This is a genomic window from Bacillus sp. FSL R5-0654, from assembly GCF_038008745.1.
Taxonomy (GTDB): domain Bacteria; phylum Bacillota; class Bacilli; order Bacillales; family Bacillaceae; genus Bacillus; species Bacillus safensis.
The window spans coordinates 2,820,591-2,845,781 of sequence record NZ_JBBOZV010000001.1; the positions used below are offsets into that span (position 1 = coordinate 2,820,591).

General features: G+C 43.8%; 22 protein-coding genes, 22 tRNA genes, 3 rRNA genes and 1 riboswitch. Of the genes, 10 read left to right on the forward strand and 37 right to left on the reverse strand.

Going from position 1 to position 25,191, the window contains the following annotated elements; all coding sequences use genetic code 11:
* Window positions 1-166 precede the first annotated feature (166 nt).
* The 3 genes from NSS76_RS14375 to NSS76_RS14385 all read left to right on the forward strand — a co-directional run bounded on the left by NSS76_RS14375 (window position 167) and on the right by NSS76_RS14385 (window position 2,521).
* Entirely contained in the window at window positions 167-1,105 is a 939-nt protein-coding gene (locus NSS76_RS14375) for a 1,4-dihydroxy-2-naphthoate polyprenyltransferase (protein ID WP_024424940.1), read from the forward strand.
* 118 nt (window positions 1,106-1,223) lie between these two features.
* Window positions 1,224-1,958 (forward strand): TraR/DksA C4-type zinc finger protein, encoded by a 735-nt coding sequence (locus NSS76_RS14380; RefSeq protein WP_041107397.1) that lies wholly within the window; start codon window positions 1,224-1,226, stop codon window positions 1,956-1,958.
* Window positions 1,959-2,044: 86 nt separating this feature from the next.
* Window positions 2,045-2,521, forward strand: coding sequence for a TspO/MBR family protein (locus NSS76_RS14385; RefSeq protein WP_024424942.1), 477 nt, complete (start codon window positions 2,045-2,047; stop codon window positions 2,519-2,521).
* A 76-nt stretch (window positions 2,522-2,597) separates the two neighbouring features.
* Here NSS76_RS14385 and NSS76_RS14390 read toward each other — a convergent pair.
* The 24 genes from NSS76_RS14390 to NSS76_RS14505 all read right to left on the reverse strand — a co-directional run bounded on the left by NSS76_RS14390 (window position 2,598) and on the right by NSS76_RS14505 (window position 9,880).
* A tRNA-Glu gene (locus NSS76_RS14390) sits at window positions 2,598-2,669 on the reverse strand.
* Window positions 2,670-2,676: 7 nt separating this feature from the next.
* A tRNA-Ser gene (locus NSS76_RS14395) sits at window positions 2,677-2,767 on the reverse strand.
* A gap of 3 nt (window positions 2,768-2,770) precedes the next feature.
* A tRNA-Asn gene (locus NSS76_RS14400) sits at window positions 2,771-2,845 on the reverse strand.
* A 6-nt stretch (window positions 2,846-2,851) separates the two neighbouring features.
* Window positions 2,852-2,928: transfer RNA gene (locus NSS76_RS14405), tRNA-Ile, on the reverse strand.
* 17 nt (window positions 2,929-2,945) lie between these two features.
* Window positions 2,946-3,019: transfer RNA gene (locus tag NSS76_RS14410), tRNA-Gly, on the reverse strand.
* 11 nt (window positions 3,020-3,030) lie between these two features.
* Window positions 3,031-3,106, reverse strand: a tRNA-His gene (locus NSS76_RS14415).
* A gap of 25 nt (window positions 3,107-3,131) precedes the next feature.
* Window positions 3,132-3,204, reverse strand: a tRNA-Phe gene (locus NSS76_RS14420).
* A gap of 18 nt (window positions 3,205-3,222) precedes the next feature.
* Window positions 3,223-3,299: transfer RNA gene (locus NSS76_RS14425), tRNA-Asp, on the reverse strand.
* Between the two features lie 4 nt (window positions 3,300-3,303).
* Window positions 3,304-3,380: transfer RNA gene (locus NSS76_RS14430), tRNA-Met, on the reverse strand.
* A 22-nt stretch (window positions 3,381-3,402) separates the two neighbouring features.
* A tRNA-Ser gene (locus NSS76_RS14435) sits at window positions 3,403-3,495 on the reverse strand.
* A 7-nt stretch (window positions 3,496-3,502) separates the two neighbouring features.
* Window positions 3,503-3,579: transfer RNA gene (locus NSS76_RS14440), tRNA-Ile, on the reverse strand.
* 4 nt (window positions 3,580-3,583) lie between these two features.
* Window positions 3,584-3,657, reverse strand: a tRNA-Met gene (locus tag NSS76_RS14445).
* Between the two features lie 25 nt (window positions 3,658-3,682).
* A tRNA-Ala gene (locus NSS76_RS14450) sits at window positions 3,683-3,755 on the reverse strand.
* Between the two features lie 8 nt (window positions 3,756-3,763).
* Window positions 3,764-3,840: transfer RNA gene (locus NSS76_RS14455), tRNA-Pro, on the reverse strand.
* A 7-nt stretch (window positions 3,841-3,847) separates the two neighbouring features.
* A tRNA-Arg gene (locus tag NSS76_RS14460) sits at window positions 3,848-3,924 on the reverse strand.
* Window positions 3,925-3,934: 10 nt separating this feature from the next.
* Window positions 3,935-4,020: transfer RNA gene (locus tag NSS76_RS14465), tRNA-Leu, on the reverse strand.
* Window positions 4,021-4,032: 12 nt separating this feature from the next.
* Window positions 4,033-4,104: transfer RNA gene (locus NSS76_RS14470), tRNA-Gly, on the reverse strand.
* A 30-nt stretch (window positions 4,105-4,134) separates the two neighbouring features.
* Window positions 4,135-4,217, reverse strand: a tRNA-Leu gene (locus NSS76_RS14475).
* Between the two features lie 8 nt (window positions 4,218-4,225).
* Window positions 4,226-4,301: transfer RNA gene (locus NSS76_RS14480), tRNA-Lys, on the reverse strand.
* Window positions 4,302-4,338: 37 nt separating this feature from the next.
* Window positions 4,339-4,414, reverse strand: a tRNA-Thr gene (locus NSS76_RS14485).
* Window positions 4,415-4,447: 33 nt separating this feature from the next.
* Window positions 4,448-4,523, reverse strand: a tRNA-Val gene (locus NSS76_RS14490).
* 518 nt (window positions 4,524-5,041) lie between these two features.
* Window positions 5,042-5,157, reverse strand: a 5S ribosomal RNA gene (gene rrf, locus NSS76_RS14495).
* 61 nt (window positions 5,158-5,218) lie between these two features.
* A 23S ribosomal RNA gene (locus NSS76_RS14500) occupies window positions 5,219-8,149 on the reverse strand.
* Between the two features lie 182 nt (window positions 8,150-8,331).
* A 16S ribosomal RNA gene (locus tag NSS76_RS14505) occupies window positions 8,332-9,880 on the reverse strand.
* Together the 16S, 23S and 5S rRNA genes form the textbook arrangement of a ribosomal RNA operon.
* A gap of 437 nt (window positions 9,881-10,317) precedes the next feature.
* Window positions 10,318-10,419: riboswitch (TPP riboswitch) on the forward strand.
* A 98-nt stretch (window positions 10,420-10,517) separates the two neighbouring features.
* Here NSS76_RS14505 and thiT point away from each other — a divergent pair.
* Window positions 10,518-11,093, forward strand: a complete 576-nt coding sequence (gene thiT, locus NSS76_RS14510; RefSeq protein WP_044332589.1) for an energy-coupled thiamine transporter ThiT — start codon at window positions 10,518-10,520, stop codon at window positions 11,091-11,093.
* 240 nt (window positions 11,094-11,333) lie between these two features.
* Here the strand turns inward: thiT and NSS76_RS14515 are convergent, their stop codons facing one another.
* Window positions 11,334-11,888, reverse strand: a complete 555-nt coding sequence (locus NSS76_RS14515; protein ID WP_044332586.1) for a GNAT family N-acetyltransferase — start codon at window positions 11,886-11,888, stop codon at window positions 11,334-11,336.
* A 171-nt stretch (window positions 11,889-12,059) separates the two neighbouring features.
* Between NSS76_RS14515 and NSS76_RS14520 the strand changes: the two genes are divergently transcribed.
* From NSS76_RS14520 to ftsW, 3 genes are read left to right on the forward strand one after another with little or no spacing between them, the layout of a single operon-like run.
* On the forward strand, window positions 12,060-12,698 hold the full coding sequence (locus NSS76_RS14520) for a DUF1232 domain-containing protein (protein ID WP_044332585.1): 639 nt from the start codon (window positions 12,060-12,062) through the stop codon (window positions 12,696-12,698).
* Between the two features lie 14 nt (window positions 12,699-12,712).
* Window positions 12,713-13,867 carry a rod shape-determining protein RodA gene (gene rodA, locus NSS76_RS14525; protein ID WP_044332584.1) on the forward strand — a complete coding sequence of 385 codons (1,155 nt, stop codon included), beginning with the start codon at window positions 12,713-12,715 and terminating at the stop codon, window positions 13,865-13,867.
* A gap of 5 nt (window positions 13,868-13,872) precedes the next feature.
* On the forward strand, window positions 13,873-15,006 hold the full coding sequence (gene ftsW, locus NSS76_RS14530; RefSeq protein ID WP_445662184.1) for a putative lipid II flippase FtsW: 1,134 nt from the start codon (window positions 13,873-13,875) through the stop codon (window positions 15,004-15,006).
* Between the two features lie 30 nt (window positions 15,007-15,036).
* Here ftsW and NSS76_RS14535 read toward each other — a convergent pair whose 3' ends face one another.
* On the reverse strand, window positions 15,037-16,584 hold the full coding sequence (locus NSS76_RS14535; RefSeq protein ID WP_024425881.1) for a flotillin family protein: 1,548 nt from the start codon (window positions 16,582-16,584) through the stop codon (window positions 15,037-15,039).
* A gap of 11 nt (window positions 16,585-16,595) precedes the next feature.
* Window positions 16,596-17,126, reverse strand: a complete 531-nt coding sequence (locus NSS76_RS14540; RefSeq protein ID WP_034284306.1) for a hypothetical protein — start codon at window positions 17,124-17,126, stop codon at window positions 16,596-16,598.
* Between the two features lie 207 nt (window positions 17,127-17,333).
* Here NSS76_RS14540 and NSS76_RS14545 point away from each other — a divergent pair, with 207 nt between their 5' ends.
* Window positions 17,334-17,813 (forward strand): DinB family protein, encoded by a 480-nt coding sequence (locus NSS76_RS14545; RefSeq protein ID WP_041085250.1) that lies wholly within the window; start codon window positions 17,334-17,336, stop codon window positions 17,811-17,813.
* Window positions 17,814-17,852: 39 nt separating this feature from the next.
* On the opposite strand, the gene NSS76_RS14550 is transcribed toward NSS76_RS14545, so the two are convergent.
* Window positions 17,853-19,061, reverse strand: coding sequence for an iron-containing alcohol dehydrogenase (locus NSS76_RS14550; protein ID WP_025094230.1), 1,209 nt, complete (start codon window positions 19,059-19,061; stop codon window positions 17,853-17,855).
* Between the two features lie 27 nt (window positions 19,062-19,088).
* Window positions 19,089-20,558: a betaine-aldehyde dehydrogenase gene (betB, locus tag NSS76_RS14555; protein WP_197202645.1), complete on the reverse strand. Its 1,470-nt coding sequence runs from the start codon at window positions 20,556-20,558 to the stop codon at window positions 19,089-19,091.
* A gap of 206 nt (window positions 20,559-20,764) precedes the next feature.
* On the opposite strand from betB, the gene cudC reads away from it, so the two are divergent.
* Complete coding sequence (gene cudC, locus NSS76_RS14560; protein WP_024425886.1) at window positions 20,765-21,322, forward strand: choline uptake/conversion transcriptional regulator CudC; 558 nt, start codon at window positions 20,765-20,767, stop codon at window positions 21,320-21,322.
* 72 nt (window positions 21,323-21,394) lie between these two features.
* A tRNA-Ala gene (locus NSS76_RS14565) sits at window positions 21,395-21,467 on the forward strand.
* Between the two features lie 83 nt (window positions 21,468-21,550).
* On the opposite strand, the gene NSS76_RS14570 is transcribed toward NSS76_RS14565, so the two are convergent.
* From NSS76_RS14570 to NSS76_RS14605, 8 genes are all read right to left on the reverse strand, one after another.
* Complete coding sequence (locus NSS76_RS14570) at window positions 21,551-21,703, reverse strand: hypothetical protein (RefSeq protein ID WP_200891443.1); 153 nt, start codon at window positions 21,701-21,703, stop codon at window positions 21,551-21,553.
* Window positions 21,704-21,818: 115 nt separating this feature from the next.
* Window positions 21,819-22,622 (reverse strand): peptidoglycan recognition protein family protein, encoded by an 804-nt coding sequence (locus tag NSS76_RS14575; RefSeq protein ID WP_122632081.1) that lies wholly within the window; start codon window positions 22,620-22,622, stop codon window positions 21,819-21,821.
* A 19-nt stretch (window positions 22,623-22,641) separates the two neighbouring features.
* Window positions 22,642-22,905: a phage holin gene (locus NSS76_RS14580; protein ID WP_044332564.1), complete on the reverse strand. Its 264-nt coding sequence runs from the start codon at window positions 22,903-22,905 to the stop codon at window positions 22,642-22,644.
* Between the two features lie 11 nt (window positions 22,906-22,916).
* The gene (locus tag NSS76_RS14585; protein WP_017367922.1) at window positions 22,917-23,129 is read right to left on the reverse strand and encodes a BhlA/UviB family holin-like peptide; all 213 of its coding nucleotides are present in this window, start codon (window positions 23,127-23,129) and stop codon (window positions 22,917-22,919) included.
* 36 nt (window positions 23,130-23,165) lie between these two features.
* On the reverse strand, window positions 23,166-23,309 hold the full coding sequence (locus tag NSS76_RS14590) for an XkdX family protein (protein ID WP_034624530.1): 144 nt from the start codon (window positions 23,307-23,309) through the stop codon (window positions 23,166-23,168).
* Entirely contained in the window at window positions 23,306-23,626 is a 321-nt protein-coding gene (locus NSS76_RS14595) for a hypothetical protein (RefSeq protein WP_133744657.1), read from the reverse strand. Before NSS76_RS14595 ends, NSS76_RS14590 begins: the two co-directional genes overlap by 4 nt.
* A gap of 12 nt (window positions 23,627-23,638) precedes the next feature.
* Entirely contained in the window at window positions 23,639-24,955 is a 1,317-nt protein-coding gene (locus tag NSS76_RS14600) for a hypothetical protein (protein ID WP_341082407.1), read from the reverse strand.
* A gap of 106 nt (window positions 24,956-25,061) precedes the next feature.
* The gene (locus NSS76_RS14605) at window positions 25,062-25,190 is read right to left on the reverse strand and encodes a BhlA/UviB family holin-like peptide (protein WP_080780804.1); all 129 of its coding nucleotides are present in this window, start codon (window positions 25,188-25,190) and stop codon (window positions 25,062-25,064) included.
* Window position 25,191 lies beyond the last annotated feature (1 nt).

The following is a 25,191-nucleotide window of genomic DNA, read 5'->3' on the forward strand; positions in this document are numbered from 1 at the left end:
GTAAAATGGCAGGTCCTGTTCTAAAATCAAGCTTTCCTTCGATATGGCAACGATTAGCAAACATCTTTTTCCCGATTCATCGCATCAATATATTGACACCTTTTTGAACTTTGCTAAACTGGAATTTGGACGTGTACGTATTTTTTTATTTAAAGGAGTATATTTTATGCAGCATCAATCGATATCAGATCAGCTTTCACCAATAAAGCCTGATAAAAACTGGCGAATTTGGTGGAATTTACTACGACCGCATACACTAACAGCGGCATTTATTCCCGTTACTTTAGGAACTGTTTTAGCACTTCCAAGTGGTCAAATACATGTTGGGCTATTTTTAGCCATGCTGTTTGCATCTATGTTTATCCAAATCGCAACAAACATGTTTAATGAGTACTTTGATTATGTTCGCGGGCTTGACAACGAGAAATCTGTCGGCATCGGCGGAGCCATTGTAAGAAACGGTGTGAAGCCAAAGACAGTCCTCAGCCTCGCTTATGCACTATTTGCGCTTTCTTTATTACTTGGGGTATATATTTGCATGATGTCTAGCTGGTGGATTGCACTAATAGGACTTATTTGTATGGCAGCAGGCTATTTCTATACTGGCGGCCCTGTACCAATTGCATATACACCGTTTGGAGAACTTGTTTCAGGTGCTTTTATGGGATTAGGAATCATCCTGATTAGTTTCTATATCCAAACAGGCACACTGACGTCTAAAGCGGTTCTCATCTCACTACCAATTTCTATTTTAGTTGGTGCCATCTTACTATCGAACAATATCCGTGATTTAGACGGGGATAAGGAAAATGGACGAAGAACACTTGCCATTCTTGCTGGACGCAAAGCTGCAGTGAACATTTTACTTTCCATGTTTTTGGTATCATATGTACTCATTTTTGTTTATATCTTCACAGATATCGTCGGTCTTTGGAGTCTTCTTGTTTTACTGAGTGTGCCAAAAGCCTATACAGCCATTAAAGAGTTTAAACAAAAAGAAAAGCCGATTGAATTAATGAATGCCATGAAATCTACAGCTCAAACCAATACATTTTTTGGTTTTCTGCTGACGATCGCTTTGATCTTACAATACTATATCGCGTAACAAAGAACGCCTGCAGCCGCAGGCGTTTTTTTAATAAGGAATTGCTTCAAATTGGAACTAGTCTTACATACAAAATTGCTCATACTAACAATATGTTTGATATGAAAGGATGATCGATTTGTTGTCTAAAGACGAATTACATCATTTGAAGCAGCGCCTTCTCGATGAAAAGAAAGAACTTGAAGCCAAAAGCCATGACGATGAACAGAAAGTATCCTTTCCTTACGATTCAATCGGTGAATTGTCTGCCTATGATAACCACCCTGGTGATCAAGGGACAGAGCTGTTCGAGCGGGGGAAAGATATTGCTTTAAACAGCTTGGAACATGAACATATGTTAGACATCAATGAAGCACTCCAAGCCATTGCAGACGGCTCTTATGGTCTGTGCAAGGTCTGTAAAGCCCCTATTCCAAAGGAACGCTTAGAAGCCTTGCCTACTGCCGTCACATGCACAGAGCATTCAAAAGAACAGACCGTTTCACAAAACCGTCCGATTGAAGAGGATTTATTAAGTCCTCCCGCGGGACAATTCGAAAATGAAGAAAGTGCTGCGTACGATGGAGAGGATGCCTACCAAGACGTAGAACGTTACGGAAACTCTGAGACCCCATCTGATATGGAATTCCCTCCTCTGACATACGATGATGTATATACACAATCAGAAGATGAAGATTATGTGGAGGACTACGAAGGATTCGCAGCTGCTGATATTGAAGGAAAAGCAAGCAAGGTGTATCCGAACAAAGCACACGAGGCCTATGAAGAAGCACTAGACGAAGAAGGTGTCATGACGGTATTTGGTGACTTGAAACCGTACGAGGAAGAACCTTATACAGAAGAAAATCATTAGTCCCCTCATATTGGGGGCTTTATGTTTATATCATGTAATTATTGGGAAATCATTTTAAGAGTGAATTTGATTGGAGGAGATTCTTGATGGCTAGAAAAAGTATCATTTGGGCGATTGTCGTCTTCTTTATTACATACGCACTATTCTCTATTGCCGGATTCTTGTTCCCCATCGACAGAGAATGGTATGATGCATTGAATAAACCAGAATGGACGCCTGGTGGCGGTGTGATTGGTGCTGTGTGGGCTGTCTTATTCGCACTCATCTCATTGTCCGCAGCGATCATTTATGGAAAATATGGATTCCAAAAAATTACTTTACCATTTTGGATTCTTTTCCTTTTAAATTATGTTTTCAATCAAGCCTTTAGCTTTTTTCAATTTACACAAAAGGATTTGTTTGTAGCTACAATCGACTGCCTTCTCGTCGCACTGACAGCACTTGCACTTGTCATCGTCTCACGTAAACTAAGCAAAGTCGTTCCAATTTTACTGATTCCTTATGTCTTATGGGGCTTCTTTGCCACATACTTGTCTTATACGATCTATTCCATGAATATGTAAAAAAAGACCGCCATGATGCGGTCTTTCGTTTTGGAGAAAATAAAAAAGAGATCTTTGACAAGATCTCTTTTAAAAATGACCCGTACGGGATTCGAAACCGTGTTACCGCCGTGAAAGGGCGGTGTCTTAACCGCTTGACCAACGGGCCATATCAATGGCGGAGAAGGAGGGATTTGAACCCTCGCGCCGCTTACGCGACCTACACCCTTAGCAGGGGCGCCTCTTCAGCCACTTGAGTACTTCTCCATTTGGCTCCGCAGGTAGGATTCGAACCTACGACCGATCGGTTAACAGCCGATAGCTCTACCACTGAGCTACTGCGGAAGATCATGGTGGGCCTGAGTGGACTCGAACCACCGACCTCACGCTTATCAGGCGTGCGCTCTAACCAGCTGAGCTACAGGCCCATGAATAGATATACAAATGGAGCGGGTGATGGGAATCGAACCCACGACATCAGCTTGGAAGGCTGAGGTTTTACCACTAAACTACACCCGCAAAAATATGTATGGGGCGATTGATGGGAATCGAACCCACGAGTGCCAGAGCCACAATCTGGTGCGTTAACCACTTCGCCACAACCGCCATACTATGAATATTTTTATAAAAGTGGCTCGGGACGGAATCGAACCGCCGACACACGGATTTTCAGTCCGTTGCTCTACCAACTGAGCTACCGAGCCAAGTATTTTTTTGAAAAATGGCGGTCCGGACGGGACTCGAACCCGCGACCTCCTGCGTGACAGGCAGGCATTCTAACCAACTGAACTACCGGACCATTTTGGTTGCGGGGGCAGGATTTGAACCTGCGACCTTCGGGTTATGAGCCCGACGAGCTACCGAACTGCTCCACCCCGCGATGATATGGGTTTTAAAAAATATGGCGGAGGAAGAGGGATTCGAACCCCCGCGGGCTTTGACACCCCTGTCGGTTTTCAAGACCGATCCCTTCAGCCGGACTTGGGTATTCCTCCGTATAGATGGTGGACCTTGTAGGACTCGAACCTACGACCGGACGGTTATGAGCCGTCTGCTCTAACCAACTGAGCTAAAGGTCCTTTATAGCGGCGGAGGGGATCGAACCCCCGACCTCACGGGTATGAACCGTACGCTCTAGCCAGCTGAGCTACACCGCCATGATCAAAATAATCTTTTAAAAAGTGGAGCCTAGCGGGATCGAACCGCTGACCTCCTGCGTGCAAGGCAGGCGCTCTCCCAGCTGAGCTAAGGCCCCATAAAAGATGGTCGGGAAGACAGGATTCGAACCTGCGACCCCTTGGTCCCAAACCAAGTGCTCTACCAAGCTGAGCTACTTCCCGATCTTAATGGCGCGCCCGAGAGGAGTCGAACCCCTAACCTTTTGATCCGTAGTCAAACGCTCTATCCAATTGAGCTACGGGCGCTTATTTATAATGCCGAGGGCCGGACTTGAACCGGCACGGTAGTCACCTACCGCAGGATTTTAAGTCCTGTGTGTCTGCCAATTCCACCACCCCGGCGTGGATGGTATAAGCGGAAGACGGGATTCGAACCCGCGACCCCCACCTTGGCAAGGTGGTGTTCTACCACTGAACTACTTCCGCATTACAGGATTTCTTTATTTTATTTGGCAATGCGGGTGAAGGGACTTGAACCCCCACGTCATAAAGACACTAGATCCTAAGTCTAGCGCGTCTGCCAATTCCGCCACACCCGCATGAAACATGGTGAGCCATGAAGGACTCGAACCTTCGACCCTCTGATTAAAAGTCAGATGCTCTACCAACTGAGCTAATGGCTCGCTTTAAAAGCGACTTGTCTATCTTACCATATGAAAGTGGTGCCGGCAAGAGGACTTGAACCCCCAACCTACTGATTACAAGTCAGTTGCTCTACCAGTTGAGCTACACCGGCTTTATCTATCCTAACATTATGTAAGAATAAATATGGTGGAGGATGACGGGCTCGAACCGCCGACCCTCTGCTTGTAAGGCAGATGCTCTCCCAGCTGAGCTAATCCTCCACTATGTAGGAATCTCTCGATCCGACAAAGATTATTATATACAGGTTTTAATCATTTGTAAAGGCTATATTAAAAAAATTTTATTTCAATTTTCATTGCGTATTTCTTTTAACAAATGATCGTCATTTCACCTATTCAAACAGCTGCTGTTCCACGTTCAGCAGCTGAACTTCTCTCTCCTATATTCTCTTTTAAAACGTTCGATTCCTTCAGAAATATTAGCAGTCCCTCATTTTTATACTTTAATGATATATGTAATCTCTTTAGCCGTAAGCATTTATAAAAATCATATAGGCTTACACATCTTTAATTTCCCTATATAAGCTGATACTCTGTCTCTCTATTGTTTTTATAACTAATGTTTTAGCGATAGGCTCATTTTCTCTTTATATCCAAGTATTTCACACGGTGCTTCTGGACATAAAATGAAGCCACGATCTTTTATCAAACAAGTGAATGTATGTACCCTCAACTTGCACAAAAAAGACCAGTTCCGACTGGAACTGGTCCTTTTAGAAGCTTGGCGGCGTCCTACTCTCACAGGGGGAAACCCCCAACTACCATCGGCGCTGAAGAGCTTAACTTCCGTGTTCGGTATGGGAACGGGTGTGACCTCTTCGCTATCGCCACCAAACCTGATGGAGAGAATGTTCTCTCAAAACTAGATAACAATGTTCATGCTTCACAATAGAATATAGGTTAAGTCCTCGATCTATTAGTATCTGTCAGCTCCACGTGTCACCACGCTTCCACCTCAGACCTATCAACCTGATCATCTTTCAGGGATCTTACTTCCTTGCGGAATGGGAAATCTCATCTTGAGGGGGGCTTCATGCTTAGATGCTTTCAGCACTTATCCCGTCCGCACATAGCTACCCAGCGATGCCCTTGGCAGAACAACTGGTACACCAGCGGTGCGTCCATCCCGGTCCTCTCGTACTAAGGACAGCTCCTCTCAAATTTCCTGCGCCCGCGACGGATAGGGACCGAACTGTCTCACGACGTTCTGAACCCAGCTCGCGTACCGCTTTAATGGGCGAACAGCCCAACCCTTGGGACCGACTACAGCCCCAGGATGCGATGAGCCGACATCGAGGTGCCAAACCTCCCCGTCGATGTGGACTCTTGGGGGAGATAAGCCTGTTATCCCCGGGGTAGCTTTTATCCGTTGAGCGATGGCCCTTCCATGCGGAACCACCGGATCACTAAGCCCGACTTTCGTCCCTGCTCGACTTGTAGGTCTCGCAGTCAAGCTCCCTTGTGCCTTTACACTCTGCGAATGATTTCCAACCATTCTGAGGGAACCTTTGGGCGCCTCCGTTACATTTTAGGAGGCGACCGCCCCAGTCAAACTGCCCACCTGACACTGTCTCCCTGCCCGATAAGGGCAGCGGGTTAGAAGGTCAATACAGCCAGGGTAGTATCCCACCGATGCCTCCACCGAAGCTAGCGCTCCGGTTTCCAAGGCTCCTACCTATCCTGTACAAGCTGTACCAACATTCAATATCAGGCTGCAGTAAAGCTCCACGGGGTCTTTCCGTCCTGTCGCGGGTAACCTGCATCTTCACAGGTACTATAATTTCACCGAGTCTCTCGTTGAGACAGTGCCCAGATCGTTGCGCCTTTCGTGCGGGTCGGAACTTACCCGACAAGGAATTTCGCTACCTTAGGACCGTTATAGTTACGGCCGCCGTTTACTGGGGCTTCAATTCGCACCTTCGCTTACGCTAAGCGCTCCTCTTAACCTTCCAGCACCGGGCAGGCGTCAGCCCCTATACTTCGCCTTACGGCTTCGCAGAGACCTGTGTTTTTGCTAAACAGTCGCCTGGGCCTATTCACTGCGGCTTCTCGGGGCTTTAACACCCTAAGAAGCACCCCTTCTCCCGAAGTTACGGGGTCATTTTGCCGAGTTCCTTAACGAGAGTTCTCTCGATCACCTTAGGATTCTCTCCTCGCCTACCTGTGTCGGTTTGCGGTACGGGCACCTCTCACCTCGCTAGAGGCTTTTCTTGGCAGTGTGGAATCAGGAACTTCGCTACTAAATTTCGCTCGCCATCACAGCTCAGCCTTTACGGGAAACGGATTTGCCTATTTCCCAGCCTAACTGCTTGGACGCGGATATCCAATACCGCGCTTACCCTATCCTCCTGCGTCCCCCCATTGCTCAAATGGTGAGGAGGTGGTACAGGAATATCAACCTGTTGTCCATCGCCTACGCCTTTCGGCCTCGGCTTAGGTCCCGACTAACCCTGAGCGGACGAGCCTTCCTCAGGAAACCTTAGGCATTCGGTGGACGGGATTCTCACCCGTCTTTCGCTACTCATACCGGCATTCTCACTTCTAAGCGCTCCACCAGTCCTTCCGGTCTGGCTTCACAGCCCTTAGAACGCTCTCCTACCACTGTTCGTAAGAACAGTCCGCAGCTTCGGTGATACGTTTAGCCCCGGTACATTTTCGGCGCAGAGTCACTCGACCAGTGAGCTATTACGCACTCTTTAAATGGTGGCTGCTTCTAAGCCAACATCCTGGTTGTCTAAGCAACTCCACATCCTTTTCCACTTAACGTATACTTTGGGACCTTAGCTGGCGGTCTGGGCTGTTTCCCTTTCGACTACGGATCTTATCACTCGCAGTCTGACTCCCAAGGATAAGTCATCGGCATTCGGAGTTTGACTGAATTCGGTAACCCGGTAGGGGCCCCTAGTCCAATCAGTGCTCTACCTCCGAGACTCTTACCTTGAGGCTAGCCCTAAAGCTATTTCGGAGAGAACCAGCTATCTCCAGGTTCGATTGGCATTTCACCCCTACCCACACCTCATCCCCGCACTTTTCAACGTGCGTGGGTTCGGGCCTCCATTCAGTGTTACCTGAACTTCACCCTGGACATGGGTAGATCACCTGGTTTCGGGTCTACGACCACGTACTCATGCGCCCTATTCAGACTCGCTTTCGCTGCGGCTCCGCATCTTCTGCTTAACCTTGCACGGGATCGTAACTCGCCGGTTCATTCTACAAAAGGCACGCCATCACCCGTTAACGGGCTCTGACTACTTGTAGGCACACGGTTTCAGGATCTATTTCACTCCCCTTCCGGGGTGCTTTTCACCTTTCCCTCACGGTACTGGTTCACTATCGGTCACTAGGGAGTATTTAGCCTTGGGAGATGGTCCTCCCGGATTCCGACGGAATTTCACGTGTTCCGCCGTACTCAGGATCCACTCTGGAGAGAACGACATTTCAGTTACAGGGCTGTTACCTTCTTTGGCGGGCCTTTCCAGACCTCTTCGCTTATATCATTCCTTTGTAACTCCGTATAGAGTGTCCTACAACCCCAAGAGGCAAGCCTCTTGGTTTGGGCTGTTCCCGTTTCGCTCGCCGCTACTCAGGGAATCGCATTTGCTTTCTCTTCCTCCGGGTACTTAGATGTTTCAGTTCCCCGGGTATGCCTTCTCATACTCTATGTATTCAAGTATGGATACTACTCCATTACGAGCAGTGGGTTTCCCCATTCGGAAATCTCCGGATCAAAGCTTGCTTACAGCTCCCCGAAGCATATCGGTGTTCGTCCCGTCCTTCATCGGCTCCTAGTGCCAAGGCATCCACCGTGCGCCCTTTCTAACTTAACCATTTCTTACTTTAGAAAGAATCACTATGTGTGATGAACTTTGCATTGCATTCAATGTGAATGTATTACTTATTGTTATCTAGTTTTCAAAGAACAATCCTGTCTCGCTAGAGACATGTTTTGAAGGAATGATCCTTCAAAACTAAACAAGACGAAAACGTACGCTGCTCCATATATCCTTAGAAAGGAGGTGATCCAGCCGCACCTTCCGATACGGCTACCTTGTTACGACTTCACCCCAATCATCTGCCCCACCTTCGGCGGCTGGCTCCATAAAGGTTACCTCACCGACTTCGGGTGTTGCAAACTCTCGTGGTGTGACGGGCGGTGTGTACAAGGCCCGGGAACGTATTCACCGCGGCATGCTGATCCGCGATTACTAGCGATTCCAGCTTCACGCAGTCGAGTTGCAGACTGCGATCCGAACTGAGAACAGATTTATGGGATTGGCTAAACCTTGCGGTCTTGCAGCCCTTTGTTCTGTCCATTGTAGCACGTGTGTAGCCCAGGTCATAAGGGGCATGATGATTTGACGTCATCCCCACCTTCCTCCGGTTTGTCACCGGCAGTCACCTTAGAGTGCCCAACTGAATGCTGGCAACTAAGATCAAGGGTTGCGCTCGTTGCGGGACTTAACCCAACATCTCACGACACGAGCTGACGACAACCATGCACCACCTGTCACTCTGTCCCCGAAGGGAAAGCCCTATCTCTAGGGTTGTCAGAGGATGTCAAGACCTGGTAAGGTTCTTCGCGTTGCTTCGAATTAAACCACATGCTCCACCGCTTGTGCGGGCCCCCGTCAATTCCTTTGAGTTTCAGTCTTGCGACCGTACTCCCCAGGCGGAGTGCTTAATGCGTTAGCTGCAGCACTAAGGGGCGGAAACCCCCTAACACTTAGCACTCATCGTTTACGGCGTGGACTACCAGGGTATCTAATCCTGTTCGCTCCCCACGCTTTCGCTCCTCAGCGTCAGTTACAGACCAGAGAGTCGCCTTCGCCACTGGTGTTCCTCCACATCTCTACGCATTTCACCGCTACACGTGGAATTCCACTCTCCTCTTCTGCACTCAAGTTTCCCAGTTTCCAATGACCCTCCCCGGTTGAGCCGGGGGCTTTCACATCAGACTTAAGAAACCGCCTGCGAGCCCTTTACGCCCAATAATTCCGGACAACGCTTGCCACCTACGTATTACCGCGGCTGCTGGCACGTAGTTAGCCGTGGCTTTCTGGTTAGGTACCGTCAAGGTGCGAGCAGTTACTCTCGCACTTGTTCTTCCCTAACAACAGAGCTTTACGATCCGAAAACCTTCATCACTCACGCGGCGTTGCTCCGTCAGACTTTCGTCCATTGCGGAAGATTCCCTACTGCTGCCTCCCGTAGGAGTCTGGGCCGTGTCTCAGTCCCAGTGTGGCCGATCACCCTCTCAGGTCGGCTACGCATCGTCGCCTTGGTGAGCCATTACCCCACCAACTAGCTAATGCGCCGCGGGTCCATCTGTAAGTGACAGCCGAAACCGTCTTTCATCCTTGAACCATGCGGTTCAAGGAACTATCCGGTATTAGCTCCGGTTTCCCGGAGTTATCCCAGTCTTACAGGCAGGTTACCCACGTGTTACTCACCCGTCCGCCGCTAACATCCGGGAGCAAGCTCCCTTCTGTCCGCTCGACTTGCATGTATTAGGCACGCCGCCAGCGTTCGTCCTGAGCCAGGATCAAACTCTCCGAGGTATGCAGGATGCATATCACACATGCGTTGCTACACGATGTAGCGAACTTAGCATGTAATCATTTCCTGCCTCGTCAGCGTTTGACTGACTACCTATGAAGTATCATAGGATTTTTTTATAAAAACTCGAATTAACAGGTACGTTTTGTCTTGTTTAGTTTTCAAAGATCATCTTCGTCGTCTCTCAGAGGCGACTTTATTAATATAACATTCTATCAAGATAAAGTCAACAACTTTTTTCTTAATGTTATTTATCAACCGCGCTGTTTCAGCGGCGAATACAAATATAACACCTTTTGAAAGAAGAAACAAGTATTTTTTCTAAATAATTTATTTTTCCTTATCTCTTCCTATATATTGATACAAATGCTGCTTATCTCGGGAATTATCTATTGTTGATCCTGCAGGTCTTTAGTATATTTATAATAGATTGAAACTAAATAACCGCAGGGGGAGCTTTGTGCTGAGAGTGAACATTCGTTGTTCTGACCCTTTGAACCTGTCAGTTAATACTGAAGTAGGAATGTGGAATCACTTGAATACATACGGTGTATTCAAATCGATATGTTTTTCTATGAATAACATACTCATCCTTACACGGTCTCTCCTTGCTCAATTCATGAAAAAGGAGATTTTTTTATGCAGCAATCAAATCAATTGGTACGACTGATGGAAATCGCAATTATGACTTCACTTGCACTTGTATTAGATTACTTATCAGGTCTCTTTTTAAGAATGCCTAATGGCGGTTCTCTTGCGCTGATTATGATTCCCGTCATTCTCATGTCTATTAGATGGGGAATATCTACCGGATTTATCATCGGTGTGTTAATCGCAGGTCTTCAGCTGATAAATAGCCCGATCATCGCTACACCTGTTCAAGGATTCCTCGATTACTTCGTTGCATCTGTTGTCATTTCTTTAAGCGGCCTGTTTTCTGGACTGATTAAAAAAGCCATTCAGGATCAAAAGCGAAAACAGCAATTCTTCTATATTACCCTAGCTGTTTTTATTGCTAGTTTCTTCAGGCTGCTGACGTTCTTTATTTCTGGCGTTGTTTTCTTTTCTCAATATGCACCAAAGGGAACACCAGGATGGGTTTATTCTTTAGTTTATAACAGCACATATATGGTTCCTTCATTTATTATTTGCAGTATCGTTCTTTGTATACTCATCCCAAGTGCATCCCGTTTGGTTTTTCCTCGTCAAAAATAACCAGCTGATTACAGCTGGTTATTTTTTTATGCATAATTTACCGCTCTATGGAATCTATTAATAATAGAAGATTTCATGCTGGAGGTACGACAATGAGCCCTTACTCCATTATGCTGTGCTGTTATATTCTCAGTCTTGCTTATTTTTTGGCAAGTTTCTATGAAGCTTTAAAAATAGCAGGCGTGAAAGGAAAAGTAGAAGCTTCACCGTTTATTTCTTACATGTTGCTTGCTGTGCTCTTCACTTTTTTCTCTCATTATTACTGGAAGCTGACGATTTAATTCGCTGTACATGGTTATTCAATATAGACAGCTCCCATCCATACCCTATTTCATTATGGTTCTCGCCAGCCAGCTCGAACTGGCTGGTAACGACAAAACTAGGTTGAAGTTTTTGATAAAATTGTTTTGCCGAATTTTGTTCAAACACCCATAGCAGCATATTCTGATAACCTTTTTCTATTAAATATTCCACTCCTTTTGCTATTAGAGCAATACCCGCACCTGATTTCTGTTTCTGTTGTAATAAATAGATGGCATATAGCTCTCCATCATATGTAGAATAACGTTCGTCACGTTGTTTTCCGAAAGAAGCAAAACCAAATACGCCATCCGCATCTTCTGCGACAAACGTCCCTTCAAGTGACCTTCTTCTCCAGCTCTCTTTCCGATCTTCAATGTTTAAACCATCTAAATACTCCTGCGAAATAATCCCCTGATAAGTCGTCTGCCAGCTTTTCACATGAATCTCAGCGATTTTTGGAATATCTTGATGTACCGCATGTCTCACCTTCATCCGCGCCACTCCTACTCACTGTTTTTATCCTATTTATATTATGATAAATTCTTATTTTTTAAAATTCAATCAATAAAGGATATCCGTTGACATTTTGTCAACACGCCTTTATATTGGGGACAACTTCTTCTATAGAAGAGTTGATACATAATGAAAAGGACGGTGTAGAAAATGGATATTAAGACAACAGAGCTTGGGCAAATTTTAAAGGGAAAATTGCAGCAACGCTCTTTATCTTTAAGAGAGCTCAGCACATACACAGGAATCGATAAAGCGACACTGTCCAGAATCATGAATGGAAAAAGAAAACCCACTTTGAATCATCTGCAGCGGCTTTCAGAATCTCTGAACATATCATTAGATCAACTATTGACTGCTTCAGGGTATCCAATTAAAAACGAAAAGGCGCACGGTGATACGTTCATTCAAGCGGTAGAAGAGATTGAAAAAACCCTAAAAGATCAAGAGTTCTACGACGGTACGTTTAGTCAGACCAAATTGGAACAAAAGTTAAACGAATACGAAGTCTACAGCCAAACAGCTGAAGGAAAAGAAACGATTACGGCAAAGTTTGAAAAAAAGATGAAGACGCTAAGCGGCGTCGGACCATTTCTTGAGCAGTTGAAAAACATGTACAGTTTATTCATCAATGGACGGGGGACTCCTCGAGAATTGATGCTGATGGGAGGCGCACTCCTTTATTTCATTATGCCTGTTGATTTAATACCAGATTATATTTTTCCGATCGGCTATATTGATGACGCTGCCGCGGTGCAAGTCATATTAAACCAACTGACAAATAGGGCATAGCAGGAAAAGAAGCCATGAAAAAACAGTACAGCATTGACTTCGCACTTTTACTCACTGTTATTTGTTTATTTGTCATCAGCCTACTAGCTGTTTATAGCGGATCGGGACAGTATGAAACGCAAGATATGCTTTATTTCGTCAAAAGGCAAATTTTCTGGTATATCGTCGGTTTCGGTCTCATGGTAGCAGTTGCCTACTTTGATTATGAGCTGCTTGAGCGTTTATCTTTTCGGTTATTTGCAGGTGGTATTTTTCTCATTATTCTTGTGCATTTTTTCGGAACGAGTCAAAATGGTTCCCAAAGGTGGATCAGCTTCGGTTCAATCAAAATTCAGCCATCAGAGTTCATGAAAATTTTTGTGATCCTGCTGCTTGCGGCTGTCTTGAACCAATACAAGCATCAGCGATTTTCTTTTCAAGAAAGCATCATTCCTACAACTAAAGTCATTTGCTGGACGATCGTCCCTTTTTTCCTCATCTTAATTCAGCCTGATTTAGGAACAGCGCTCGTGATCTTATCCATTGCCTTTACACTGATGCTTGTATCAGGGATTTCGAGCAAGATGACGGCTGCATTAATGGCTGCTTTTCTTGCACTTCTTGCCTTTTTGATCTATCTGCACAATCATCATTTTGAGCATTTTACGAAAATCATTAAGCCTCATCAGCTTGATCGCATTTATGGGTGGCTCTCTCCTGATGAATTTGATTCAACATACGGGTATCAGCTGAAACAATCGATACTCGGCATTGGATCAGGTCAATTATCAGGAAGCGGTTTTACAAAGGGGCAACAAGTACAAGGTGGCAATATCCCTGAAGCCCATACGGATTTTATATTTGCCGTCATTGGTGAGGAGTTTGGTTTTATTGGCGCCTCTCTTTTGATGTGTCTGTACTTAATGATGATTTACCGAATCATTCACGTGGCTATGCACGCTAATACACTCTATGGATTATACATATGTGCAGGTGTCGTTGGGCTGATCATGTTTCAAGTTTTCCAAAACGTAGGGATGACAATCGGTTTAATGCCTGTGACGGGACTTGCACTTCCTTTTATCAGCTATGGAGGCAGTGCGCTATTGACCAACATGATCGCCATTGGTCTCGTGTTTAGTGTCAATCTTAGATCATCATCCTATATGTTTGGTCGCAATTGGGGTTGAAGATGATGCCATTCCTTTTATCCCATCTCAAAAGAATCGACCGCATTCTTGTTGGTACGATTGTGTTTCTCTGCTTATTTGGTTTACTGATGGTCTACAGTGCAAGTTATCCTTTAGGAGAAGTGAAGTATGAACAGGGCAGCTATTTCTTTATCAAACAATGGCAATGGCTCGTGATGGGGGGATTCTTTTTCTTCATTGCCGCTCTTCTCCCTTATCAGATTTATCGCAAATGGATGAAGTGGCTTGTCTTACTGTCATTGCTATGTCTCATCCTTGTCCTGCTTCCTGGAATTGGTGTTGTCAAAAATAATTCACAGCGGTGGATTCATCTAGGTTCTCTCATGCTCCAGCCTTCAGAAGCTGTGAAACTAGTGATGGTGATCTATTTTGCCTATGTGTATGCGAAAAAACAAGCGTACATTACATCTTTTAAAAAAGGTGTAATGCCGCCACTCATTCTTTTAGGGATTGTTTTTTTATTGATCTTAAAGCAGCCGGATTTAGGCACAGCTGTGTCTATTTTATTAAGCTGCGGCATTATTTTATTATGCGCTGGACTGAAAATGCGCCATCTTATTTTGCTGGGATGGACTGCCGCAGCGGGAATCACTTTTTTTGCTGTGACAGCTCCTTACCGTTTAAAACGGCTGACTTCTTTTCGTAATCCTTTTCAGTATGAAAATGGGGATGGATATCAGCTGATTCATTCGTATTTCGCGATGAATTCAAGCGGGCTGACGGGAAATGGCTTAGGCGGAAGCATTCAAAAACTGGGCTTTCTTCCTGAAGCCCATACGGATTTTATCATGGCCATCATCAGTGAAGAACTGGGAATCATGGGGATTTTGCTTGTGATTGGTGCATATCTCCTCATCATGTATCGAGCCATGCGAATTGTGCAAGCTTTACACGACCCATTTGGAAAACTGTTAACGATCGGGCTCACGTTTCAAATCATGCTCCAAGCAGCATTTAATCTAGGAGCTGTCTTCGGGCTTCTCCCCATTACAGGCATACCTCTTCCCTTTATTAGCTATGGCGGCTCCTCCTTAATGTTTATGATGATATCGGCTGGTATTCTCGTGAATCTTTCTTCATATGTAAAAAAGAATCCATATCGGGCGCATGCCAAATAGACACCTTCTGATGAAAGGTGTCTATTGATTTTATTCTTCTATTTGATGATTCGCTTTTTCGCTTTTTCTTGGTTGTTTGATCTCGTTTGTCAGCTCTTGAATGCTTTGCTTCACATTGCCTTTGCCAGAAAAGTTCTCAATAATTTCTTTCACATCTATTCCAGAGGATGCTTTCAGGCTTTCTTGCAGACTGGACATGAGGTTTGTGGCATAGCCAGTGACTTTATTAGCACCGCTGCCTTCCCCGTTACCGCCCGTATCCACAACAGTAATTTTATCAATGTTAGAAAGTGGCGCAGATACTTGCTTCGCATATTCAGGTAGCATTTTCACAATCATATCAAGGATTGCTGCTTGACCATACTGTTCGAATGCTTCAGCGATTTTCTCTTTCGCTTCGGCTTCTGCAAGTCCTTTTAGTCTAATGACTTCCGCTTCTGTTTCCCCTTTTGCACGATCCGCTTCCGCTTTGGCAAGCCCGTCAATACGGACTTTCTCAGCTTCTGCTTTGGCCATTGCTTCAATGCTGTATTTCTTCGCATCTGCTTCAGCGAGGCGTTTCGCTTTTTCCGCGGCAGCCGACTGCTCAACAGCATAACGGTCCGCATCTGCTTTCTTTTTCACTTCAGAATCGTATTGACGTTCACGACGCTGAATCTCTTTTTCTTCTAATTCAATTTGTTTCTGACGCTCAATGATTTTGACTTGCATTTCTTGTTCAGTTACGTGCTGTCGGTTACGAGCTGTTTCTAGATCGTACGCTTGGTCAGCACTTGCTTTTGCCGTATCCTGTTCACGTCTGAATTCTGCTCTTTTCAGCTCATTGATCTTTTCTGCTTCAGCGATTTCAGTAGCACGCTCAAGCTCAGATTTCTTCGCATCTTTATCTGCTTCGGCACGTTTGATACGTGTTTCTTTATCTGCTTCAGCTGTTGCAATATCTGCATCGCGTTTTACTTGGGCAATTCTTGGTTTACCTAGAGATTCTAAATAGCCATTTTTATCACGAACATCTTTGATCGTAAACGATACAATGACAAGACCCATTTTCGCTAAATCTTGAGAAGCGACACGTTGTACTTCTTGAGAGAATTTCTCTCTATTTTTATAAATCTCTTCAACTGTCATTGATCCTAAGATGGAACGAAGATGGCCTTCTAATACTTCTCTTGCTTCGTTTTCGCGGTCTTCTTTTGTTTTCCCTAAAAATTGCTCTGCAGCAGTCGCGATTTCTTCAATCGATCCGCCAATTTTAATGATGGCTGTTCCATCCGCCATGACCGGTACACCTTGTTCGGTATAGACTTCAGGTGTTGAAACGTCTAGCTTGCTAGATAGTAAGCTGAGCGGCTCTGCTTGTTGAAAGACTGGAAGTACAAAGGTACCGCCGCCTCTCACAATCTTAATCTTGTTTCCACCTTCATCCACGTGGACATTTTTACTTCCTAGGTAACTTCCTGTGACGATTAATGCTTCATCTGGACCTGCTGTCCGGTATTTAGAAACAAATACACCAATAAGTGCAATAAGAATCACAAGCACAATTCCAATGATCACTAAAATCGTTGTTCCTGGCATAGCATTCCCTCCTAGATTTCTTCATTTGGTATAACAGATAAGACGCCTTTGTTCACTTCGACAACTAGCACACGGGTTCCATATGGAATCTCCTCTTGATCGAAACTGACAGCTGGCTTTGAGATTTTCCCGCTATTACTGATTAACAGCACTTCTCCAAATCCGTCTTTTGGAACAGATACAATGATCTCCCCAGTTCTTCCTTTTAAATCGGCCTCCGTATAAGAGAGGGATTCTTCAGCAGAGGAAAGCGGGACTAATACAAATACATTCAAACAGGTCACAAGGATCACTGCGAGGATGGCAGATAATACTGCGCCAAGTCCACTTCCTACAATTGCCGTTTTTTCAGAGATAAACCCTCCAGCCGAGAAAAAGGTAAGAAATGCGAGGATCAATGTTGGTTGAAGGAATGGAACAGGGATCGCTTCAAATAATCCATCAAATACATCGCCGAAAAAGACGAAAACAAGTGTCAGGATTCCTGATATCATTAATATGTATAAATACAGCGTCTGAAGAGGCAGCCCGAACACATCCATCTTCCTCATCCTTTCTTCATGAAATGAACATCTTTTGTTTCATTTAGACCTCACCCACCTCCAATGTATTCCTTCTAACAGGTAATACGAACCACTTTTGTAAAGGTTTCATATTTCATCACAATTCTTCAAAGGGATTTTCGGATAGCTCAAGAATGATTGTCATGTACCATTATGTTAAAATTTGATCTTGAGGTGATGAAGAAAATGAGTTTATTACATGAAGCAAGACAAGAATTGTGGCACGAGCTGCAAGGTTTGAGCGAAGAACAATTGAACCAAAAATTATCTGATGATACTTGGAGTATTCAAGAGGTAGCAGATCATTTAAAGAAAATGGACCTAGTTGCAGCAAAACATCTAGCTGCTGAGGGTAAAAAAGCACCAATTAAAGAATATGAACCAAAGCCGGTAGAAATGGCAGAGGACCGTTCGAAAAAAGCCACTGCGCCTAGTATTGTTGCGCCTGAGCGCAAGCATGTCACACCTACACATTTAAAGGATGAGCTCGATACTGCACGTGAGCAGCTCAATCAAATTTTATCAACATTTACTGAGGAAGATTTCAAACGTGTCATTGCACACCCTGTGTTTAAAGAGCTATCCCTTAAGCAATACCTTGATTTTATCGGTGCACACGAAAAACGCCATATTCATCAAATCAAAGAAATTAAAGAACAACTATAGACATAAAAAAGACTCCCTTTTGGGAGCCTTTTTTCATTGTTACACCGTTTTAGGTGTTAACTCAAAGCAGCGAGCATAAATCCATTTGTACGCTTTTTCGTTTAAATCTCTTGGGTTTCCAACTGTTTGCGGATCTTTCATCGCTTCTTTAGATAAACGATCAATCATATCTTTTGATACACCTTGTTCTTCTAATGAAGGAACTTCTAAATCCTCCACTAAATCATACATCCAGTTCACAGCTGCTTTGGCTGCTTCCTCTGTTGTCATTCTGCTTGTATCAATCCCAAACGCTTGCGCAATTCGAGCGAATTTTTCCGGATACCCTTTCCAGTTATACTCCATCACTGGTCCCATCATCGCTGCAACACACTGACCGTGCGCTACAGGAATAATACCTCCGAGTGTTTGACTCATCGCATGTGCAGCTCCAGCTGATTCACTTCCATAAGAAAGCCCGGCAAGCATCGCAGCTTGTGCCATTCCATATCTGGCTTCTAAGTCCTCGCCATCAGCAAAGGCACGGCGAATATAATGAGCAGCATATTCAATTGCCATGAGCGCTACCGCATCTGTAATCGGCTGAGCAAATTTCATCGTATAGCATTCAATCGCGTGAGCAAGCGCGTCAATTCCAGTCATTGCTGTCACATGAGGCGGCATGGATACATGAAGCTCTGGATCAATTACTGTTAGATGAGCTGCAATGAGAGGTCCACCAGTATTGAATTTGAATTCTCTTTCTTCATCAGTAATGACCGCCCACTGCGTTACCTCTGAACCTGTACCAGCTGTTGTCGGAATAGTGGTTAAAGGAGGGATTCTGTTTTCTAGCGGTTTTTTTCCCTCTGCCGCTTCGTAATCAAGGACTGAGCCTTCATGAGTCGCCTCTACTCCGATTGCCTTTGCTGTATCCATTGAACTGCCGCCGCCTACTGCGACTAATCCATTACAGCCTTCTTTTTCATATAAAGCAGATCCTTCGTTCACTAGACGGACTGGCGGATTTGGCTCTACTTTATCAAATAGAACGACATCGATTTGTGCTTCTTTTAATGAAGCAATTACTGGGTCCACCACGCCGGCTTGATAAATACCAGGGTCTGTTACAAGCAATACTTTTGAAACGCCGTATGCTTTTACTTCTTCCCCAACATGTTTCACTGCACCAATGCCATGTTTGATGACAGTCGGAATTTCAAATGTATGGAATTTCTGCATGCTTTCAATTTTCATATTTAGTGTCATATAGAATCTCCTCCAAATGCGTAATTTTTATTTAAACCAATGAACTGCTTCAGGTTTTGTATTTCGATATAAATGCTTCAGCTCGGTATATTCTTCAAGTCCCGTGCGTCCTAATTCGCGCCCAATGCCTGATTGCTTGTAGCCACCCCAAGGTGCTTGAGCAAAATAAGGATGGAAGTCATTGATCCAAACCGTGCCCAATCTTAATTGTCGAGCCACTCTTTCGGCCTTGCTGATATTAGAAGACCACACAGCTCCTGCTAATCCATAAATCGTATCATTTGCCAGCTTGATGACTTCTTCCTCTGTACGGAAGGTTTCGACTGTCAGGACAGGTCCAAAGACTTCTTCCTGCACAATCCGCATATCTGACGTGCAGCCTGAGAATATGGTCGGCAAGTAGAAGAACCCATTTTGCAGCTCCTCTGCGTCAGGTCTTTTTCCGCCTGTCTCTAACTTAGCGCCTTCTTCTAAACCGATGCTGACGTATTTTTCTACTTTTTCTCGATGCTCAGCTGAGATGAGCGGCCCGCTCTGGGTGTCTTCATCAAAGCCGTTGCCTAGCTTGATTTTTTTCGTACGCTTCACCAGTTCTTCTAAAAATTCATCATGAATAGATTCTTCCACCAGCAAACGTGAACCTGCTGAACACACTTGCCCTGCATGGAAAAATACAGCATTCATTGCCTGGTCAACCGCTACGTCTAAATCAGCATCTTGAAACACAATATTTGGATTCTTTCCGCCAAGCTCAAGGGCTATTTTTTTCACATTCCCGCTGGCTCCCTGCATAATTTTCTTTCCTGTTTCAATACCGCCTGTAAATGAAATCAGATCTACTTGATCATTTACAGCAAGCTCATCACCAACGGTTGCCCCAGGTCCAAGCACTAGGTTTGCAACGCCTGCTGGAACGCCCGCTTCTTCCATGAGTTTAAATATTTTTATTGTGGTGAGTGGTGTGATTTCACTTGGCTTTAGAACGATTGTATTTCCCGCCGCAAGTGCAGGAGCGATTTTCCAGCTTGCTTGAAGCAATGGATAGTTCCAAGGAGTGATTTGTCCGCATACACCGACAGGCTCTCTAACTAATTCACTTTTCGAGTTTGGAATTGGCGATGCAATGATTTCCCCGCCATCTTTATCAGCCAGACCTGCGTAATATTGGAACACGTTCGCAATATCGTCCATATCTGCCTTGCTTTCCTCTAATGTTTTGCCTGTATCAAGCGATTCCAATTTGGCTAGTTCATCAAGATCACGTCTAATCAATTCAGCTATCTTAAACACAATATTTCCTCTTTCAAGTCCAGGCAGGTTTGCCCAGTCCCCTTGATCGAAGGCTTTTCTCGCTGCTTTAATGGCTAGCTGCGCGTCATTTCTAGATCCTTCGCTGACTGTCGCGATCACTTCTTGATTGAACGGATTGATGATATCCCGTGTGTCGCTACTTTTAGCGCCAACCCATTGTCCGTCTATAAATAGCGTTTGACTCATAGAAGGAACCTCCTCTGATTCTCTTTGGTAAGTTTGTTAAATAAAAATTTAACATTTTGAACATAATTAACTTATCATGTTCAAATTTTTCTGTCAAAGGGAGATATGCTTCATTTATTTTGACATTTTGTATTCTTTCGTTAACATATAGTCCATAAAGATTTTTTTGAACGGATTGAATTTTCTTAATAGAAAGCAGGGACAAAATGAAAAAGCAGGAAAAACCGCAAGCAGAAGATCGTATTTTAGCTGCTAAAGATCTAGTCATTGATTCCATAGCTGAAACGATGGATCTCTACGGCATTACAAGAAGTGCAGGTATTCTATATGGAACGATGTATTTAAATGAGGAAATGACACTGGATGAAATGCGTGAAGAGCTGCAAATGAGTAAGCCGAGTATGAGCACGGGTGTGAAAAAGCTGCAAGACATGAATATTGTCAAAAAGACGTTTCACCGGGGCCGAAGAAAACACAGCTTTGTTGCGGAAAAAGACTTTTTTAAGTTTTTCACGAACTTCTTTCCACAAAAATGGGAACGTGAGGTCGAGGTCAATTTAGCGGCAATTGAAGAAGCACAAGAGCGGCTTCAAGAGGTGTCGCGTGATGATCAGCTGGAGGAACATGTAAAAGAAGAAGCGCAGCAGCTCATTGAGCAGCTTGAAAGCTCAAAAGCCTATTATGACTGGCTGAGACGATTAGCCCATTCTGTTCATTCTGGTGAAATTTTTGACTATATTCCGATTGAACAGAAAGAAAAATAGACGATGTGTTTACGTTTTACAGCTTGAATTTCAGAGGACGATTGATTATAATAAATTATGTCGTCATACTTCGGGGCATTAGCTCAGCTGGGAGAGCGCTACGCTGGCAGCGTAGAGGTCAGCGGTTCGATCCCGCTATGCTCCATACGAAAAACCATTCTTGAAAAATCAAGGATGGTTTTTTTATGTACATATCTGTTACAGTTCTGTTTGTTTTTTGTTTTTTCTTCATAACTTTATGATGCGGTATGTAATCACAGAAAGATAAGTTAGGATGAGAATGATTGTGTAGGACACAGGGAAATCGCTCGTCATTCCGTGATAAATGAAATAGATGAGCAGCACTGACAGCATGATGATCTGGAACAGTTCTTTTTTCATTTTCTCTCCTCTCATGATAGGGATTTGGCCGATTATATCACAAATGAAGTCAATTTTAGTTAGCTATCAGCAAGGAAGCATTTCCTCACTTGCTGATAGCTTTTTTTATAGATCATCACTTCTTCTGTAGTTGTTCGATTTTGTTCTTCGTCTTCGGTCCGTAAATTCCGTCTGCAGCTAAGCCGTTCATGAGCTGGAACCGCTTGACCGCATTCGCCGTTTTCGGTCCATAATAGCCGTCAATCCCGTTGTTTTTTGCCCCTTTGTCTGGGTAATAATAGAGGGATGATAAGGCTTTTTGCACGGCAGTGACTTGAGGGCCTTTTGTTAAGGGCTTGGTGACTTTTAAAATGCCTGATGGCAGATTTGACGATTTCTGTTTGGAAACGGGTGCTTTGTGGCTCAAGCTTTCTGTCTGAACTGGTTTTCTTGTGCTTTTGCTGCCGGTATGTGCTGTGGCTATTCCAGCTTTAAACTGATCCCATCGTCCAAGAAGTTTCCTTGGACACTCTTTCCCGCTCCAATGTTTATGAGGCACTACATTTGATAAAGGAATTCCGAAATCTCCCATCAGCTTTCGAATGAGCCATTGGGCATTTTCAACTGCTTGTTCAAAGCTGCCGTCTGCATTTTCACAAATTTCAATTCCAATTGATTTCATATTGCCGGTGCCTCTGCCATCCCCTGCGTGCCAGCCGTTTTCGTTTAACGGTAAATGCTGATAAATCACCTGATCATCAACGGTGTAATGCCAGCTCACCCCGGTACTTGAACGTGCAACAAATGCTGCATGACTGGCCGCATTAGCACCTTTTGCACTGTTAGATGTATTATGCACTGTAATATAGAGCGGCTTCATCGTGTTTCCTGGTCTGTTGCGATGTTGTTTTGGAATCAATGCTTGAATGATTTTTACCATGTTGTTTCTCCTTCAAGTATTATTTTGTTAGCCCTCTTTGTTTCAGAGCATCTTTTTGTAATTGGCCTTTGTAGGTCACATAATTGTTTTTAAACCAAGCGATAACCGCTGTGACCATAGTAAAAATCGTAGAACCTGCCACATAAAGTGCTTCACCTGCGGTTTGTACTTGCTCCTCACTAATCGGCAGCACCGTCTGTCCAACCATGACAAGCGTTTGATTGATCAGAGCAATAAAAAGAAGCACTGTGCGAATCACAGTGCCTTTGTCGAATGTTTTCATGAGTTTTCCTCCTATTTTAAATTTCGTTCTATTTTGTCGAGTTTGTCGATCACGACGTCATACTTTTCACTAAACTTGGCTAGCACATCATTTTGCGCCTCGATTTGCTCATTGAGTTTGTTTTCTCGTTCCTTTGTGGTGTTGAGAACATAGAACAGAATCCAGCAAAAGAGAACGGCAAATGGGCCTTGGGTCATTAAGTTTTGAACAACATCTACTTCCATTGGAATCACCTTCTTTCCGACAAAAAAATAAAGCCATTAGGCTTCGTATTTGTCTCCTGTTATGTCTTGATAGTCGTCTGCCGAGATCCAGCCGATGCTTACATAAAATGCAATGTCCTCTGGGCCGTAACATTGCCAGTCCCAAAATTGTTTGATATCTGCTACAGTTGGAAACATCATTCTGAAGTCCCCCCTGTCTGCATAGCCAATAGCTGCGTTAATTGTTTAGATAATAAAGCATTTTGTTTCTTTAAAAGTTCTATATCACTTGGCGGGAGAGGGGCTGGTTTTAAGCTATCTATATACTCCTGTGTCGCTGATTCATACCATTGTTGTTTTTCCACATCAAAAGCTGCTTTATAAAAAGAGGGATTATTGGGTGGAGCAATTGTTGTGCATTGATCTGGAATGATATAATTTCCTTCATCATCCCTCTCAAACACTATTATAGGTCTGACCAATTCATTTTGATGATTGTACTCATAAACTTGTATCATACTATCACTTCCTTAATTTAATGGGACGACTGTGTCTAAATAGTAGCCAGTTACTGCACTTTCATTCGCTGCCAGTAAACCAGTTAGCTTTAGCTCTCCTGTCTTATATATAAGTAATTTACTATGACCGGTTGTACCTGATACGGGAACTGATACTACTAGGCCTTTATCTGGTAAGTCCGTACTTGGAATACTTCCACAGATAACTTCTCTATTTGCTTTTAGGTGACCTCTCAACAATAATAAATTTCCCCATCTAGTATATTCAACTGGTCTATCTCCAATAGAAGAACCGCTGCCTAAGGTAACATTTAGCCACTTGACATTTTCAAAATCAGCATCAGTTACTAATTTTTTCCACTCTTTAAAGACACCATCAGTATGAACAGTCCCGAACCAATGAGTGTTGTCGAAACTTCTGATGACATGAATGCTCTTTCTACCATTTACAGTTTCTAAAATATCGATATTAAACCAAGAAGAATCATTATCGACAGGCATATTTAAAACATTAGATCCAACAGCAAAGTAAAATCCGGATGGCAGCGTTAAAATATCAGTACCTATTGGCATTGAAAGTCTTAATCCCTTTGAGTTTAATAGGTTATGGTCATTGAGACGTTTCCAACCGCTCCACTCTTGTTGGGTACCTGTTACATCAGTTGTTGAACGGTTAATATAGACATCTCCTGTATTGTTTGCACCGATGACCCAGCCGTAGGTATTTTCACTAAAAACAGACAAAGCCCTCATGGAACTTCTTGTCGGAAGATCTGGATGTGCTTCATGGATGTACCATGAGTGAACTCCTGGCAATTTTATCAGCTTATCTAAAATGCTAGGATCATCTGCATTAATTCTTTCAAAAGCTTTTCCATCATCAGCAGTGATTTTAGACAATTGTCCTGCATCCCATTTATTTTTTTCATTTTGAGTCGACATCTGCACCCAGTTGATTCCAATGTCTTTTACATAATAGGAAAAATAAAATGCATTGCCTAATGTGTCAATTGCGATTCCTACACCAATATTGTTTTGGCCTACAAGCTGGAAGCCTCTTAATGCAGCGTTCCCAATAGCAGGAGAATCAACTACTCCAGAACCTCCTGGGGCATAGAATGAGCAGGCACCTAGCGCTTTAATTCCTTCATAAATACTGCCGCCGGCAGGGATATTGATCAAATGGGACCCGGTATCATTTGTCAGTTTATATAGCTGTGATTCATTCCATTTCTTCTTTTCTGAATCAGAGACGTGAGGGTTTGTATCTCCTGTATGAAGATTGAATTGTTCTAATAGTTCCTGGTCATTTTCAATCAAAATCTTCACTAGATTGTTAAAGAGATCTGCATGAGCCTTATCGCTCGTACTAAAAGGTTGAGGTGTTTTTATGATCTTTTTCTCCTTTCAAAAAACTATTATTATTTAGAGGATGTTATGCATTGAACTTATGTTCTCGTTCCTTTGTTGTATTATGCACATAAAACAGAATCCAGCAAAAGTGAACGGCAAATAGGCCTTGTGTCACTAAATTTTGGACGACAGCTACCTCCGATTTGTTCACA